This is a genomic window from Roseomonas sp. OT10 (genome assembly GCF_020991085.1).
GTDB lineage: Bacteria > Pseudomonadota > Alphaproteobacteria > Acetobacterales > Acetobacteraceae > Roseomonas > Roseomonas cutis.
On the sequence record NZ_CP087720.1, the window covers coordinates 160,038 to 175,344 of the forward strand.

Consider the following 15,307-nt stretch of genomic DNA (forward strand, 5'->3'; position numbering starts at 1 on the left):
GGCAGATCACGCCGCGCCGGCCCCGTGGCTCTCCAGACCAGGACGGTACTTGCCCTGGAGGAAGTCGCCGATGCCCTCCTTGCGCCACGCATCGCCCTGGGCCACGACCAATTCCTGCTCCTTGGCAAAGGAGTAGCTGCACGCCGCATCCCAGCTCATCTCGAGCGACATGCGGTAGCCATCCTTCGTCGCCTTCATGGCGTGCGGATCCTTGGAGGCGAGCTCCCGCGCAACCTGCATGGTGGTCTCCAGAAGCTCCGCGCGCGGCACTGCGAGATTGATCAGGCCGATCTGGGCTGCCGTCTTGCCGTCGAAGGGACGGCCCGTCATGCCGTACCAGAGCGCATCGCGAGGACGCAGGAGATTGGCTAGCGACTTGCTCACCGTACCGCCCGGGAAAAGCTTGAAGTTGATCTCCGAGAGGCCGAAGGTCGCGTCCTCCGCCGCGATGGCGAGGTCGCAGCCTTCGACGATCGAGAAGGCCCCGCCGAAGCAGTAGCCGTTGATCATCGCGATCGTGGCCTTGGGATAGTAGCGCAGCGTGCGACCGCGCCACTCGGCCGCCTGTCTCCAGACCCGTTCATACTCCGCGGGCTTGTCCTTCAGGGCGATGAAGAACTCCTTCAGGTCCATGCCGGCGCAGAAATTGTCGCCGGCACCCGTGATGATGACGACGCGAACCTCATCATCGTAGCGGAGCTTGGCGAGAACCTCGGTCATCTCCTGGTGCAGCTGCGGGCTCATGCAATTGCGCTTGTTAGGGCGGTTGAGGGTGACCGTTGCGATCCCGTCCGCCTTCGCGATCTTCAGTGTTTCGAGTTCCATTTTTCTACCCTCTTGTTGCAGGCAGCCGGTGACGCTGGCGATCAGGAGACCTGACGCGCCTGATTCGACCAGAAGGGAGCCCGCAGCGCCTTCTTGTCGATCTTTCCGTGGTGCAGCCGGGGAAGCTCGCGGACGAACTCCAGGGATCGCGGCTTCTTGTAGCTGGCGATGCGGGTCCGGACGTGCTCGACGAGATCCTGCGCAGTGAGTGCGCAGCCGGCGCGCAGCACGACGAAGGCCTTCACGGCCTCGCCCCAATGGGCGTCCGGCACCGCGATCACGGCCGCCTCGGCAACATCGGGATGGGTGCGGATCGCCTCCTCGACTTCCCAGGAATAGATATTCTCCCCGCCGGAGACGATCATGTCCTTCTTGCGGTCGACGATGAACAGGTAGCCCTGGTCGTCGAGGTAGCCGACATCTCCCATGTGCAGCCAGCCGTTGCGAATGGCATCGCGAGTGGCGGCCTCGTTGTTCCAGTACCCCGCCATCATCGAGGGGCCGCGAAAGAGCACCTCCCCGATCTCGCCAGCGCCGCATTCGGATCCGTCATCCCGGGCGATCCGGATGTCGTTGCCCAGGAAAGGATGGCCGGCCGAGGACAGCCGTTCGACCGCGCCATGTGAGCCCTCCACCACGTGCTCGTGGGGCTTCAGGAGGGTTCCGCCGAGGCATTCCGTCGAGCCGTAGATCTGAGTGAAGATGGGCCCGAAGGCGGAGATCGCCCGTCGGAGCAAGGGCACCGGCATCGGCGCCGAGGCATAGTGGACATTCGTGAGGCTCGTGAGGTCGTAGGATGCGAAGTCCGGATAGTCGAGGAGACGCTGGATCATGACTGGGGCGAGATGCGCGCCCGTCGCCTTCTCCCGCTCGATGCTCTCGAGCACCGCCTTCTCGTCGAAGGCGGCGTGGAGGAGGATGGTGCCGCCGAGGAGCGAGAAGTACAGCGCCTCGATCTTCCCGCCGATGTGGAAGAGCGGCATGACGATGAGCGTGACGCCGTCCGGACGTGCCTGCCCCTCATGGGAACCGGCGATGGCTCCGGCTAGCAGGCTCGCATGGGTATGGATGACACCCTTCGGACGCCCCGTGGATCCGCTCGTGTAGACGATCAGCGCGGCATCCTCGGGAGACGGGCGCTGACGCGGCCGGGCCGGGCCGGCACTCGCGAGCAACGCCTCGTAACCCTCCGCGCCCTCATCATCCAGCGAAAGCAGCAGACGCAGCCCTCGCGCCTCCGCCGCCAGGCTGCGCGCCTCTGCCGCCATGTCGCCGGCGTAGATGAGCGCCGAGGCCGCGGCATCTCGGAATATGTCGAGCAGCTCCGGCACGGCGAGCCGGTGGTTCAGCGGTACGACGATGAGGCCGCTCACCTCGCAGGCCGCATAGACCTCCATGTATTCGGAACGGTTCCGGGCGAGGATCGCGACCCTGTCTCCGGGCGCCAGTCCTCGGTCATGGAGGGCATTGGTGAGCCGGTAGGCCCGGATCAGGAACTCGGCATGGGTGAGCCGCCGTCCCTCGAAGATGAGGGCGGTATCCTCCGGCCGATTGTGCGCATTCCGCTCGAGGATGTCGCCGAGGATCACCGCGGGGTCACTCCCATGGCGGCCGGTGCGCTGGCGAGGAGCGGGCAGGCATCCCGCGAGCTTGGACGCATGGAGCGTTCGCCGGGGATCGTCTTGACCACCTCCAGGTAGTCCCAGGCCTCCTTCACCTGGGCCGGCGCCTTGGCGCGGAGAACATGCATGTCGAGGGCTGCCCGTCCGTTCGGCAAGATCCGTCCACGGCCGAAGAGCGGATCGTCGATGGGGATCGCCTTCATCCGGCGCACCACCGCGGCGCCGTCGCCCGCATCCGGCACGTCGGCCAGCGCCTTGAGATAGTGCAGGACCGCCGAGTAGACGCCGGCCTGCATCATCGTGGGCATGCGCTGTCTGTTCTGCTGCGACCAGCGCTGCGCGTAGGCCCGTGTCCGTTCATTCAGGTTCCAGTAGAAGCTCTCGCTGAGCAGCAGTCCCTGCGCCTGCTCCGGTCCGATCGCGTCGACGTCGCTGATCATCGCGGCCAGTCCGACCACGGTCTGCTTCGGGGTGATTCCGAATTCACGGGCCTGCTTGATGGCGCGGGTCGTATCGTCGCCGCCATTCGCCAGGCCGATCACGTCCGCCCCGGACTGCCGCGCCCGCAGCAGCAGCGCCGAGAAGTCGGTGGTATCGATCGGATGCCGCGCAGAGCCGATGACGCGGCCGCCGGATTCCGCGGCCGTGTCCGTCACCACAGCCTGGAGGCTGTGCCCGAAGGCGTAGTCCGCGGTGATGCAGAACCAGGTCTTCCGTCCCTCATCCGCGAGCGCCTGGGTCAGCGCGGAAGCGGTCGACCAAGTATCGTAGGTCCATTGGACCGTGTTGGGGCTGCAGGAGGATCCGGTGAGGGCCGTCGCGCCCGCGGCGGAGATCAGGACCACCTTGTTCTTCTCGCGAGCGAGCGCGGCGGCGGCGAGAGCGATGGCCGAGTTGCCGATGTCGACAATCGCCTCGACATTGTCGACATCGAACCAACGCCTTGCAATGGAGGCGCCCACATCCGGCTTGTTCTGGTGATCCGCCGCCAGCACCTCGATAGGGCGTCCGTTCACTTGGCCGCCGAAATCCTGGACCGCCATGCGAGCGGAGATCGAGGCTCCCGGGCCGGTCGAACTGGAGAACACGCCCGACTGGTCGTTCAGCACGCCGATCCGGAACGGTGTCGCCGCAAGGCTTCGACCGAACTGGACGGGAACCAAGGCAGCTCCGAGCATAGCGCATGCACGTCGAGTCAGCATCGCTTCCTCCTACCTCTGGCCGGTCTTCTCCGAAGCTGGCCTTGCCCAGATGGTAGGGGTGAGTTTCCGATGCAGAAAATCGTATTGCTTTATATATAATATCGCGTTCTGCGATAAATGGTCTCTATTCGAGGAGGTAGTGCTGCGGCGAGTACCGGCACGATCCGGCAGCTTTCCCTGTCCCGCCTGTTTCGAAGCGTCAGGTCCGAAAGAGATCCGCGAAGGTGCGGCGTAGCCACTGATTTGCTTTGTCCTTCTGCATTCGCTCGTGCCAGAACATGCAGACACTGAAGCTGGGCACCTCGAAGGGAAGCGGCAGGCTGCGCAAGCCGGCACAGGCCGGCATCGTCTGGGAGAAGCGGCGGGGCACCGTCATGACGAGATCCGTTTCCGACACAACCGCCGCTGCCGCCATGAAGTGTGGCAGGGTGAGGACGACCTCTCGTTCAAGCCCGATCCGGGCCAAAGCATCGTCCACGATCTCCTCACGGCGGGTGCGACGCGAGACGCACACATGTGCCGCACGGCGGTACTCATCCAGAGTGGGAACGTCACTGATCCCCGGATGACCGTCCCGGCACATGCAGATGAACTCTTCTGAGAACAGCTTCTGGCGGCGAAGGCGTCCGACCGGACGCGCTAGGTATCCGACCGCAAGATCCGCACGACTGCTTTCTAACATCTCGGCATGGGATCGACCGGTCAACTGCGTCACGCGAAGGCGGACTCCAGGCGCGACACGGCGTAGGTGCGAGACGAGCCTGGGCAGGTAGTAAACCTCGCCAATGTCTGAAACCAATAGATGGAATGTGGCGTTCGATTCGCTTGGCAGGAAGTTTTGCGTCTGCGTCAGGCCAGCGCGGATGAGGTCAAGCCCCTCGTCGATGACACGCAGCATCTCCTCGGTTTGCCGAGTCGGCTCCATGCCGCTCCGGCTGCGGACGAAGAGGTCGTCTCCGAGAGCCGTTCGTAGTCGTGCAAGTGCCCCACTCACGGCGGGTTGGGACAGCCCCAGCAGTGTCGCGGCGCGAGATACGCTTCTCTCCCGCGCGACGGCGCTGAGGATTCGAAGGAGGTTGAGATCAAGGACAGAGGTATCGGCTGCCATAGTGCGAGGTATCGCGACGTTTGAAGACAAAAGGCATGGTTCACGCCGAGGAGAAGGCCAACTCGCCCTTCCAGGCTTGACCCGTCACTCCGGCCGCGGCCTGATCAGCTCGGAGAACCGGTTCCCGAGTTTCGCCGACTAGGCAGACGCAGGCGTCTCTGCCGGGACGCCACGCAAACCATCTCCTGGCGGGTCTTGCGGCTGTAGGAGGCAGCAAACACCTCCGCCAGACGGCCGCCGGGGCTCATGTCTCGGCGGCCTTCGGCGAGCGTTGCGTCAAGGCAGCGCGTCAGGAGGATGTCCCATCAGTTCTTCAAAGCGGCGTGTATAGAGTGGCCAGACCTCGGGATTGACCAGGCGCGGCGGCACCTTCCCAGCCAGCACGTCGATCCATTGCTGCGCCGCCATCACCGACATCTGCCGCAACGCTTCCGCAGTGATGCCCGCGGTGTGCGGGCTGGCGATGACGTTATCGAAGCGCAGCAGGGGATGGTCGGCTGGCGGCGGTTCCCGCAGGAACACGTCGATGCCAGCGCCGGCGATCCGATTCTCCGCCAGCGCCTGAGCCAGGGCGGCTTCATCGTGGATGCCTCCACGCGCGGTGTTAATGAAGTAGGCGGTCGGCTTCATCCGCGCGAACTCCGCCGCGCCGAACAGGTTGAGCGTCTCGGCATTGCGCGGGCAATGGACGGACACGAAGTCGGACTGGGCCAGCAGTGCGTCCAGCGTTATCTGCTCGGCGCCCCGGGCGCTGATCTCTGCCGCGTCCAGGTAAGGATCGTAAGCCAACACCCGCATGCCGAGCAGCCCATTGCACAAACCGGCCAGCCGCCGTCCGATCAGCCCTAGGCCGACGATGCCCAGCGTCTTGCCCTGCACGTCGTTGCCCTGCAGCGCGTACCGGTCCACCGTCCCGCCGCGGCGCAGCGCCTTGTCCGCCACGGCCATCCGCTTGGACAGCACCAGCATCATGCCCAGCGCGTGCTCGGCCACGGCCTCGGAATTGCTGCCGGACTGGTGCAGCACCAGCACGCCGGCCGCGGTGCAGGCTTCGGTGTCGATGTAGTCATAGCCGGCACCGGTCGAGCTCATAGCGAGCAGGCGCGGGCTGCGCGCGATCAGCGCGGCATCGCCGAACCAGGGTTCCCGCAGCTCGGTCCGGGCCTGCACCTGGTAGCCGTGGGCGCGCGCCATGACGTCGTCATTGGTCGACCGGGGGTCGTCATAGCGCAGCCGCCGCAGGTCGATATCCGGCTCGGCGGCCAGGATTGTCTCGGCCACGGGATCGACCCATTCCTCGAAAAAGACCAGCGTCTTCGGCTTCTCGTTCATGCTGTTTCCCTCTCCCTTCTCGTGACGGCCTGGAGCGGCCATCAACCCTGCCGGCCCATGCGGGCTGACAACGCCCTTGCCCCGCGCATCAGAGCCTTCGCGGCCGTTCCCTGCACGCGCGTGTCCAACACTCCGCTGACGCCGACGATAGTCAGCGCGGCGGCGAGGTCGCCATCGTGGCGGAACACCGGCGCACTGATGGAGCATATGCCCGGAAGCACCGCGCCGGCGCCAACGCTCATGCCATCGCGCCGTGTTGCCTCTAGGATGTCCTCGAACTCCCGGCGAGCCTGTGCCGGGTCCGCGCTCTCCGCTAGCTCCGCTTCCACCAAAGCTTGCGTCAGCTTCGGGCGCAGATAGGCCGCGAAGATCCGCCCATTGGAGGAGCGCGTGACAGGCAGCACCGTGCCCGGGTTGATGTTGATGGTGACGGCTGCGCCGTTACCCACCCACCGCAGCAGGGTGGGGCCTCGCGGGGTCCAGATGGCGAGCGAGACGGTTTCCATGACCTCGTCGCGCAATTGTTCCATCACCGGCTGGCACAGGCTCGTCACGTCCAGCCGGCGCAGGGCCGCCAGCCCCATCCGCAAGGCGAAGGGCCCGAGGTCGTAGCGTCCCGTCCCCGGGTCCTGCGCCACCAGCCCCGCGCTCATGTACCCGGCTAGGTAGCGGTGCGCCTTGGCCGCCACCATGCCGGCGCGCCGGGCCAGTTCCGACAGGTTCAGCGGGCCGTGGGAATCCGCCAGTTCCTCCAGCAGCCGGGTACCGACCACCACCGACCGGACTTCCTGCCGGGAGCTCTCGGAAGCGCCGTCCGGCGATTTTTCCTTTGACATCTAAGCAGTCCGTCAGGTTCATAATTCGGAATTCAATTAATCAATGCATAACGGGAGGCCGCGTTCAAGATGCAGCATTGCCGCCAATCCTTTCCCAGCATCACCGCGCCCGGAGCCCGGCCGTGAGCCCGCCCGACGGTACGGTTCCCACCCCCGGCCACGACGTGGCCGCGCAGCCTTACCGCCTCGGCATCGACATCGGCGGCACCTTCACTGATCTCAGCCTCATCGACGAGCGCACCAAGGCCGTGGTGTCGCACAAGGTGCAGAGCACGCCGCGCGAGCCCTCCCGCGCCGTGGCGCGCGGCGTGGCGGAGATCATGCGCAGCGTGGGCGCCACGCCGGCGGCCATCGGTTCCTTTGTCCATGGAACCACCATCGCGCTGAACGCGGTGCTGGAACGGCGCGGCGCGCCGGTCGCCATGGTCGTGACGGACGGCACGCGGGACATGCTGGAACTGGCGCGGCTGCGGAAGCCGGACATCTTCAACCTGCTGGCGCGGCTGCCGCCGCCCCTGGTGCCGCGCCGCCGGATGCTGGAAGTCGCCGGGCGCGTCGCCGCGTCCGGCGAGGAGCTGGAGCCGCTGGACGAGGCGCAGCTGGAATCGGTGGCGGGAACCCTGGACGACGGGGTCGAGAGCCTCGCGGTCTGCTTCCTCAACGCCCATGCCAATGACGGCCAGGAACGGCGCGCGGCGGAGGTGCTGCAGCAGGCCAGGCCGGACCTGCACGTGTCACTGTCCTCAGCTCTGTGGCCGGAGATTCGCGAATATGAGCGCGCGACGGTTGCGGCGCTGAATGCCTACGTGCAGCCGGTGATGTCGCGCTATGTCGATTCGCTGCGTCGGGACATGGCGGATGTTGGGGTGCAGACGCGGCTGTACATCACGCGCTCCAACGGCGGCGTCATGTCGGCCGAGACTGCGCGCATGGAGCCGGTCCATACCATGCTGTCCGGCCCGGCCTCCGGCGTGGTGGGCGCGGCCTATGTGGCGGGGCTGAGCGGCGTGTCGGAAGCGGTGACGCTGGACATCGGCGGCACCAGCGCCGACGTCGCCGTGATCCGCGACGGCCGCCCGGTCCAGTCCACCGAGGCGGTGGTCGGCGACTTCCCCATGATCATGCCCTCCGTGGACGTCTTCGCGGTCGGCGCCGGCGGCGGGTCGATCGCGTGGTTCGACGAGGCCGGCCTGCTGAAGCTCGGCCCACGTTCCGCCGGCGCCATGCCGGGACCCGCCTGCTACGGCCAGGGCGGGGAGGAGCCGACCACCACGGACGCCTACCTGTCCTGCGGCTACCTGGACCCCGCGCGCTTCGCGGGCGGCAACCTCCCGCTGCATCCGGACAAGGCCCGCGCGGCGGTCGGGGGCGTCGCCGCGCGGCTTGGCGTCAGCGTGGAGGCGGCGGCCGAGAGCATGCTGACGCTGGCGACGGCCACCATGGCCAATGCCATCATGCCGATGCTGACCAAGCGCGGCATCGACCCGCGCAACTTCACCCTGATCGCCTTCGGCGGCGCCGGCCCGACCCATGCCTGCCTGCTGGCGGAGGACATGGCCATCCCGCGCATCCTGGTGCCCCCCGCGCCGGGGGCGCTCTGCGCCTACGGGGCCGCCATCGCAAATTTCAGCGCCGAAACTGTGCGCTCCTGTCGCGCGCCGCTGGCGCGCATGGCGGCGGACACCATCCGCGACATCGTCACGCAGCTGGAAACCCAGGGGCGCGCCTGGCTGGCCGCGGAACGGCCGGACATCGCGCGCATCGAGCTGCGCCGCACCGCCAGCATGCGCTACCAGGGTCAGGCCTTCGACGTGGAGGTGGAGATCCCGTCCGACGTCGCGACCGGTGATCTTGATGCCGCGACGCTCAGCCGGCTGTTCCACGCCGCCTACGAGGCCCTCTACCACAACAGCGACCTCAGGGCAGCGGTCCTGCTGGTGGACCTTCGCGTCTCGGTCATCGGCCGGACGGAGCCGCCGGGCGCGCGGCCACTGCCGCAGGCCGCCGAAGGGGAGGCGCCGGTGCCGCGCGGGCGCAGGCCCATCTTCTTCACGGGGCGCTATCACGACGCGGCCATTCATGACCGCGCTGGTCTCAAGGCCGGGCAGGTCATCCACGGCCCGGCGGTGATCGAGCAGTTCGACACCACCACCTTCGTGACGCCGGGCTTCTCGGCCTGTTCCGACATCAACGGCAACCTCATGCTGACCCGGGAGGCCCCGTGAACGCGTCCTCACGCCGCACCGATCCCATCATGCTCGAAGTGCTGATGGGACGCTTCCGCTCGATCGCCGAGGAGATGGGCTACGCGCTGCAGCGCACCGGCCACACCGTCTTCGTCAACGAGACCGCCGATCTCGGTGTCGCGCTGGTGACGCCCGGCGGCGAGATCTTCGGCTATCCCCGCTCCATTGGCATCACTATGTTCGCGGGCCTGGACTTCCGCGACGTTCTGCGGCGGGCCGGGCCGCTGGAGGAGGGCGACATCCTCGCCTGCAACGATCCCTACAGCACGGGCGGCCTGTCCTCCCACCTGCCCGACATCAGCCTGATCATGCCGGTCTTCGCCGGGGGCGAGCTGCTCTGCTACGCCTATGCCTACGTCCATTCCACCGATGTCGGCGGCAAGGTGCCGGGTAGCCTTTCGCCCTCCAGTTACGAGGTTTTCCAGGAAGGCATCCGTATCCCGCCGACGCGCATCTACCGCGGCGGTGTGGAGCAGTCCGAGGTGCTGGAGCTCATCCTAGCCAATTGCCGCGTGCCCAAGGACAACATCGGTGACATCCGCGCCATGGTCACGGCGCTGCGCATCGGCGAGGCAAGGATGCGTGAGGCCGCGGTACGGAACGGCCGCGACGTGCTGGCCGGTGCCATGGCGGATGCTCTGGACTACAGCGAGGCACGGGCGCGCGGCGTGATCGCCGGCATCCCCGACGGTACCTACCGCTTTCACGACTACCTCGATGACGACGCCACCAGCCCGATCCCGATCCGCTTCGAGGTCGCGGTCACAGTAGCGGGCGACAGGCTGCACCTGGACTTCACCGGTTCCGACCCACAGGTGCGCGCCGCGTTCAACATCCCCTCGGCCGGAAAGCCACATCCCTGGCTGATCTACAAGGTGATGTTCCTGCTGCTGACCCTACAGCCGGACGTGCCGGTCAATGCGGGCCTGCTGCGGCCTGTGACAGTGCTGGCGCCGGAGGGATCCATCGTCAACTGCCTGCAGCCGGCGGCGGTGGGCCTGCGGACCACGGCCGGCGTACGGCTGCAGGACGCGGTCTGCGGCGCGCTGGCGCAGGCGCTGCCGAATGCAGTCCCCGCCGCCGGCGCGGGCTACATCGCCCCTGTCGTGATGGCCGAGCCGGACTTCGCCACGGGCGGCACCAAGGTGAACGTGGTGGAGCCAATGGTGGGCGGCACCGGCGCTTCCCCCGCCGGCGACGGACTGAACGCCCGCGACGTGGTGGATATCGCCAATCTTCGCAACAGCCCGCTGGAGATCGTGGAAGGGGCGGCCTCGCTGCTGGTGCGTCGCTACGGCCTGCGGCCGGATTCCGGCGGCCCGGGGCGCCATCGCGGCGGGCTGGGCGCCGTGCTGGAATTCGAGGTGCTGGCCCCCACCGCCATCCTGACGGCGCGGGGGCAGGAGCGGCACCGCTTCCAGCCCTGGGGCATGGTTGGCGGCCGGCCGGCGGCGGGGGCCGGAGCGCAGATCCGCCGCGCCGGCGAGGCGTCCTTCAGCGAGCTGCCGAAGATCGACAGCCTCCAGGTCTCCGCCGGGGACGTCCTGCGCATCCTGACGCCCGGCGGCGGCGGCCATGGCTCGCCGCTGTCGCGCCCGGCGGCGGAGGTGCTGGAGGATGTCCGCGACGGCTTCGTCTCGGCCGCCGCGGCGGCGGACGACTACGGCGTCGTGATCCGCGACGGCGCGGTGGATGCCGAGGCCACGCGGGCGCTGCGCGCCGAGCGGCAGGAAGCGGCCGCCGGCCCGGCCTTCGCCTTCGGCACGGAGCGCGAGGCCTACGAGTGTCGCTGGACGGAGGCGGTCTGGGAGCGGTTCTCGACCCTGCTCTACGACCTGCCCGTGCCGCTCCGCAGCGAAGCCCGGCGGCGCCTCTGGACGACGCTGGAAGAGCGGGCCGCCCGCCACGGGGCGCTGACGCCGCAGGATGTGACGGAGGCCTGGGCGGCGCTGAACGCCACCCGACCGGGCATGCCACAACGGGTGGCGGAACCGCAATCCGCGCTGGCCTGACGCGTTTTCGACATCAAGGGAGGAACAACAACGATGAACATGGAAACGAGGCCGCCGCCGGCGCCCTTGTTACTGTCCGATGAGGCGGTGCAGCGGATCGCCGGCCAGCGCCGGCTGGTGGCTTTCGGCCTGGCCGGGCTGCTGATGCTGGCCTGGATGGCCTTCATCCTGCTCGTGGCCTATGCCAAGCCGACGCTGGCGACGGAAGTCATGCCCGGTATGTCCCTGGGCATTCTGGCCGGCCTGGGCGTGATGGCGGTCGCCTGGCTGCTGACCTGCCTCTACATGCTCTGGGCGGAACGCTGGCTGGACGTGGTGCTGGCCGGGCGGGGGAGGACGCTGCCATGAACCCGCAGGCCGCGGCGCCGGGGATGAACCCGGCCGCCATCATCCTGTTCCTCGCCTTCGTGGCACTGACCATGGTTGTCACGCGCTGGGCATCCCGCCGCACCCGGACGGCGGAGGACTTCCTGGCCGCCGGGCACGCCGTCAGCGCCAAGCAGAACGGCATGGCCCTGGCGGGCGACTTCGTTGCCGCCGCCGGCTTCCTGGGCATCGCGGGCTTTGTGTCCCTTTCGGGTTTCGACGGGCTGATCTACGCCATCGGCGGCGTCATCGGCTGGCCGATCATGATGTTCCTGCTGGCGGAGCCGCTGCGGAACATGGGCCAGTACACCTTCGCCGACGTCCTCGCCTTCCGCACGGGGAACTCGTCCATCCGCGTCATCGCCGCGGTCAACGGGCTGGTGATCGTGGTGATCTACCTGATCATGCAGATGGTCGGCGCGGGCACGCTGGTCGGGCTGCTGTTCGGCCTGCCCTATGCCCTGTCCGTGGTGGTGATCGGCGGGCTGATGCTGGTCTACGTGCTGTTCGGCGGCATGCTGGCCACCACCTGGGTGCAGATCATCAAGGCCTTCCTGATGATGTTGGCGGCCTTCCTGCTGCTGGGCCTTTCCCTGATGGCCTTCGGCTTCGACCCGACGGCGATGCTGCGCGGCGCGGTGGCCCGCGGCGGCGCCGGGGTCCTGGCGCCGGGGCGGGCGATCTCCGGCCCGATGGAGGCGCTGTCCGTGGCGCTGGGGCTGGCCCTTGGCGTCGCCAGCCTGCCGCATGTGCTGATGCGCTTCTACACCGTGCCGGACGCGCGGGCGGCGCGGCGTTCGCTGTTCCTCGCCACCAGCGTGATCACGCTGTTCCTGCTGATGACCTTCATGCTCGGCTTCGCCGCCATGGCGGTGGTCGGGCCGGAGGCGATCCGCGCGGCCGACCGCGGCGGCAACATGGCGCTGCCGCTGCTGGCCCAGTCCGTGGGCGGCGCGCCCCTGCTGGGCTTCGTGGCGGCGGTGTCCTTCGCCACCATCCTGGCGGTGGTGGCCGGGCTGGTGATCGCCGGCGCCGCCAGCCTGTCCCACGACCTCTGGAGCAAGGTCATCCGCCAGGGCAAGGCTACGCCAGCCGAGCAGCTGCGAGTCGCGCGGGCCGCTTCCGTCGCGATCTGCGTGCTGGCCGTGCTGCTGGGCTTGGCCTTCCAGGGGCAGAACATCGCCTACCTTGTCGGCCTGTCCACCGCCGTCGCGGCCAGCGCGAACTTCCCGGCCCTGGTGCTGGCGATCTTCTGGCCCCGGCTAACAGCGGCGGGGGCCGGGGCCGGCATGCTGATGGGTCTGTTGTCGAGCATCCTGCTCATCGTCCTGTCGCCGCTGGTGCAGGTGGACATGCTGGGCCATGCCACCGCGGTCATCGAGTTGCGCAATCCGGCCATCATCAGCGTTCCCTTGGCCTTCCTGACCACCATCCTTGTCTCCCTGGCCACCTCGCGCGCCGACGACGGGCAGCGCTATGCCGAGATGGAGCGGCGCATCCTGGCGGGGGAGGCAGGACCGTGATGGCACCGGCGCCTGTTGCACCCCGCTACGGGCTGCGTGCCCGCGCAGCGGTAATGCTGCCTTCCGGCAACATCACCGCGGAGCCGGACCTGCTTGCCATGATGCCGGTCGGCGTATCTCTGCATGTGACGCGCCTGCCACTGAACGGCAGCTCCCGTGAGGAGCTGCTACAGATGGCAGAAGGTGTCGAGGCGGCGGCTACTCTGCTGGGCCATGCCCAGCCCGACGTCATCGCCTTTCACTGCACGGCGGTCTCGACCTTGAGCGGTACGCTGGAGGCCGATATCCTGCGGCAAGCGGCTGCGTCCGCTGGATGCCCGGCCATTGCGACTTCTCAGGCGATCCTGGCCGGCGCGGCCGCCCTAGGCGTGCGCCGCATCGCGCTGGTGACACCATACATTGACGAGATCAACCGGCGGGAAGCCGCGTTCTTCAGGCAGCACGGGCTGGAATGCGTCGCCGAGCATGGGCTGGGACTGCGCACACCCGCCGAGATGTTCGACGTCCCGCCTGCCCGATGGCTGGATCTGTTGCGGAAGCATGTGCCGGCCGAGGCAGAGGCGGTGCTATTGAGCTGCACCGCCATCCGAGTGCTGGAGATGGTGGATGAGGCTGAGGCACTCCTGGGGCGTCCGGTGCTGACCAGCAACCAGGCTATAGGGTGGCTTCTGCGCCGGCATCTGGGTATCGACGTGCCGCTGGCCGGATTCGGCTCGCTCCTATCCCGGTCAAGCTTGGTCAAGCTCGGTGAACAGGCTGGTGGCTGAGCCGGCCCAACCCCGAGGGGGAGGACGGCTGGGAATACGCGGAGGGACAGGGAAGCGAAGCTAACCGCCGTGTCGGGGTTGCCCGATCCTCAGCCCGGAGCGGTTCGAGGAGGGCGCTCAATTTCCTCCTGGAGATGGTCCGCCGTCGGAGAGTAAACTTGCTACAGGCCCTCGCCGGCCGCCCTCCGCGACCGGTTCGTGGTGCCGCTAGAGCAAGCGCCGGACGGCGGTGCTTGGCCGGCAAGCGGACTGGGCGGTGATAGCCAGCGAGCTGGTCCGCCTGGAGGCGCAGCTGCTGATGCCGGCGACAACGGAGGCGGCTGTTTACAAGACAATATCTATAGCGAGCAGAAGCAATAGGATGTCGATCAGCCGTGCAGGTGATCTCCGCCCAGGCGAGACTGCGCTCCTCTCCGTCCTTTGTCGCGCCGATCAAGCAGTCACGCGTTCCCGCATTAGATTGGCAACGCGCTCGGCGATCGTGATCGTCGGAAGATTGGTGTTTGCACAGGGGATGGTCGGCATGAGCGAGACATCGCAAACCCGCAGCCCTTCTACTCAGCGCACCAATCCGGCGCCGTCCGTTACGGCCAAGGCGTCGTCGGTCCGTCCGATGCGCGAAGTCCCGGAGGCATGCCAGCAACCTCCACCGCTCCGTCGAGTTAAGCGCTGAGTATGTGCTTCCCGCTCAAGCCATCTGAACGGCCCCGATCAGCGCGCGCGTGACCCAGCGCGCCGTGTCCTCGATCTCGGCCGGCGAGAGCACGCAGACATCGCGCAGCACCACCACCGTCTCAATGCCGGTGAACAGCGCCAGCGCATGGATGAGGCGGGCGAAATCCGGCTCCGACACATGGGGGCGGAGCGGCGCCAGCACCTGGCTGAGCCAGTCCAGCCGCCGCGCGCTGCGGCGGTTCTCGACATCCGCGTCCTGCAGAACGGCCTGCGCCAGATAGGCGCGGAACAGCCGCTCATGCCGATGCATCAGCGCCAGCACGGCGGCGACGAGATCCTGTGCCATGTCCAGCACCTCGGCCGGGCTGCCGGGCGGCGGGGCGGCGCTGAAGCGGTCCAGGTCGGCCGCGATGGCATCGAGTATCGCCTCCTGGATCAGCGCCTCCGGCGTCGGGAAATAGCGGTAGGCGGTGGCGCGCGAGATCTGCGCATGGTCGGCGATCTCGGCCAGGCCGGGCTGGCGGCCGGCCTCGATGAGTTCGCGCGCGGCGCGCAGCAATTCGCGCTGGGTGCGCTGCTTTTGCCGTACCCTTCCTGAATCGAATTGACCGGACACTCTCACCTCGATATGAGACTACCATATCATGAAGAAACGCGTGTTTCCTGACGGGATATAGCCCGCACGAGCGACGAGGCAATGCCATGACGCCAGCCCCATAGGGGTCGTGTCCCCGGCAATGGTGTAGGACTTGGAGTTGATGGGGTGGACGGCCCCTGCTGCGCGGCATCGAGT

Annotated in this window: 12 protein-coding genes and 2 pseudogenes; 5 read left to right on the forward strand and 9 right to left on the reverse strand. The window is 67.7% G+C overall.

Annotated features, from left to right (window positions below):
• Positions 1-6 precede the first annotated feature (6 nt).
• From LPC08_RS25060 to LPC08_RS25085, 7 genes and pseudogenes are all read right to left on the reverse strand, one after another.
• Positions 7-825 (reverse strand): p-hydroxycinnamoyl CoA hydratase/lyase, encoded by an 819-nt coding sequence (locus LPC08_RS25060; protein ID WP_230453165.1) that lies wholly within the window; start codon positions 823-825, stop codon positions 7-9.
• A 41-nt stretch (positions 826-866) separates the two neighbouring features.
• Positions 867-2,414: a class I adenylate-forming enzyme family protein gene (locus LPC08_RS25065; protein ID WP_230453166.1), complete on the reverse strand. Its 1,548-nt coding sequence runs from the start codon at positions 2,412-2,414 to the stop codon at positions 867-869.
• Positions 2,411-3,649, reverse strand: coding sequence for an ABC transporter substrate-binding protein (locus LPC08_RS25070; protein WP_230453167.1), 1,239 nt, complete (start codon positions 3,647-3,649; stop codon positions 2,411-2,413). The genes LPC08_RS25065 and LPC08_RS25070 overlap by 4 nt, the downstream gene beginning before the upstream one ends.
• Before the next feature lie 199 nt (positions 3,650-3,848).
• Positions 3,849-4,547 (reverse strand): LysR substrate-binding domain-containing protein, encoded by a 699-nt coding sequence (locus tag LPC08_RS25075; protein WP_230453168.1) that lies wholly within the window; start codon positions 4,545-4,547, stop codon positions 3,849-3,851.
• A 69-nt stretch (positions 4,548-4,616) separates the two neighbouring features.
• A pseudogene (locus LPC08_RS26350) lies at positions 4,617-4,757 on the reverse strand (LysR family transcriptional regulator); the annotation flags it as partial.
• A 276-nt stretch (positions 4,758-5,033) separates the two neighbouring features.
• Positions 5,034-6,089, reverse strand: coding sequence for a hydroxyacid dehydrogenase (locus LPC08_RS25080; RefSeq protein ID WP_230453169.1), 1,056 nt, complete (start codon positions 6,087-6,089; stop codon positions 5,034-5,036).
• A 41-nt stretch (positions 6,090-6,130) separates the two neighbouring features.
• Positions 6,131-6,865: an IclR family transcriptional regulator gene (locus tag LPC08_RS25085; RefSeq protein WP_230453170.1), complete on the reverse strand. Its 735-nt coding sequence runs from the start codon at positions 6,863-6,865 to the stop codon at positions 6,131-6,133.
• Between the two features lie 182 nt (positions 6,866-7,047).
• Here LPC08_RS25085 and LPC08_RS25090 point away from each other — a divergent pair, with 182 nt between their 5' ends.
• Genes LPC08_RS25090 through LPC08_RS25110 form a run of 5 tightly spaced genes read left to right on the forward strand, consistent with a single transcriptional unit; the run spans position 7,048 to position 13,839 of the window.
• Entirely contained in the window at positions 7,048-9,150 is a 2,103-nt protein-coding gene (locus LPC08_RS25090) for a hydantoinase/oxoprolinase family protein (protein WP_230453171.1), read from the forward strand.
• The gene (locus tag LPC08_RS25095) at positions 9,147-11,183 is read left to right on the forward strand and encodes a hydantoinase B/oxoprolinase family protein (RefSeq protein ID WP_230453172.1); all 2,037 of its coding nucleotides are present in this window, start codon (positions 9,147-9,149) and stop codon (positions 11,181-11,183) included. Before LPC08_RS25090 ends, LPC08_RS25095 begins: the two co-directional genes overlap by 4 nt.
• 33 nt (positions 11,184-11,216) lie before the next feature.
• Positions 11,217-11,531 (forward strand): DUF485 domain-containing protein, encoded by a 315-nt coding sequence (locus tag LPC08_RS25100; RefSeq protein WP_230453173.1) that lies wholly within the window; start codon positions 11,217-11,219, stop codon positions 11,529-11,531.
• Positions 11,528-13,072, forward strand: a complete 1,545-nt coding sequence (locus LPC08_RS25105) for a solute symporter family protein (RefSeq protein ID WP_230453174.1) — start codon at positions 11,528-11,530, stop codon at positions 13,070-13,072. Before LPC08_RS25100 ends, LPC08_RS25105 begins: the two co-directional genes overlap by 4 nt.
• Positions 13,072-13,839, forward strand: coding sequence for a maleate cis-trans isomerase family protein (locus LPC08_RS25110; RefSeq protein ID WP_230453175.1), 768 nt, complete (start codon positions 13,072-13,074; stop codon positions 13,837-13,839). The genes LPC08_RS25105 and LPC08_RS25110 overlap by 1 nt, the downstream gene beginning before the upstream one ends.
• 432 nt (positions 13,840-14,271) lie before the next feature.
• Here LPC08_RS25110 and LPC08_RS25115 read toward each other — a convergent pair.
• Positions 14,272-14,499: pseudogene (locus LPC08_RS25115) on the reverse strand (GMC oxidoreductase); the annotation flags it as partial.
• Positions 14,500-14,527: 28 nt separating this feature from the next.
• Positions 14,528-15,073 (reverse strand): TetR/AcrR family transcriptional regulator, encoded by a 546-nt coding sequence (locus LPC08_RS25120; protein ID WP_230453176.1) that lies wholly within the window; start codon positions 15,071-15,073, stop codon positions 14,528-14,530.
• Positions 15,074-15,307 lie beyond the last annotated feature (234 nt).

Excerpts from the sequence above, each read along its gene's own strand:
- LPC08_RS25100 (WP_230453173.1), top strand. The coding sequence starts at position 11,217 with ATGAACATGGAAACGAGGCCGCCGCCGGCGCCCTTGTTACTGTCCGAT.
- LPC08_RS25080 (WP_230453169.1), bottom strand. The coding sequence starts at position 6,089 with ATGAACGAGAAGCCGAAGACGCTGGTCTTTTTCGAGGAATGGGTCGAT.
- LPC08_RS25075 (WP_230453168.1), bottom strand. The coding sequence starts at position 4,547 with ATGCTGCGTGTCATCGACGAGGGGCTTGACCTCATCCGCGCTGGCCTG.
- LPC08_RS25105 (WP_230453174.1), top strand. The coding sequence starts at position 11,528 with ATGAACCCGCAGGCCGCGGCGCCGGGGATGAACCCGGCCGCCATCATC.
- LPC08_RS25070 (WP_230453167.1), bottom strand. The coding sequence starts at position 3,649 with ATGCTGACTCGACGTGCATGCGCTATGCTCGGAGCTGCCTTGGTTCCC.
- LPC08_RS25060 (WP_230453165.1), bottom strand. The coding sequence starts at position 825 with ATGGAACTCGAAACACTGAAGATCGCGAAGGCGGACGGGATCGCAACG.
- LPC08_RS25110 (WP_230453175.1), top strand. The coding sequence starts at position 13,072 with ATGGCACCGGCGCCTGTTGCACCCCGCTACGGGCTGCGTGCCCGCGCA.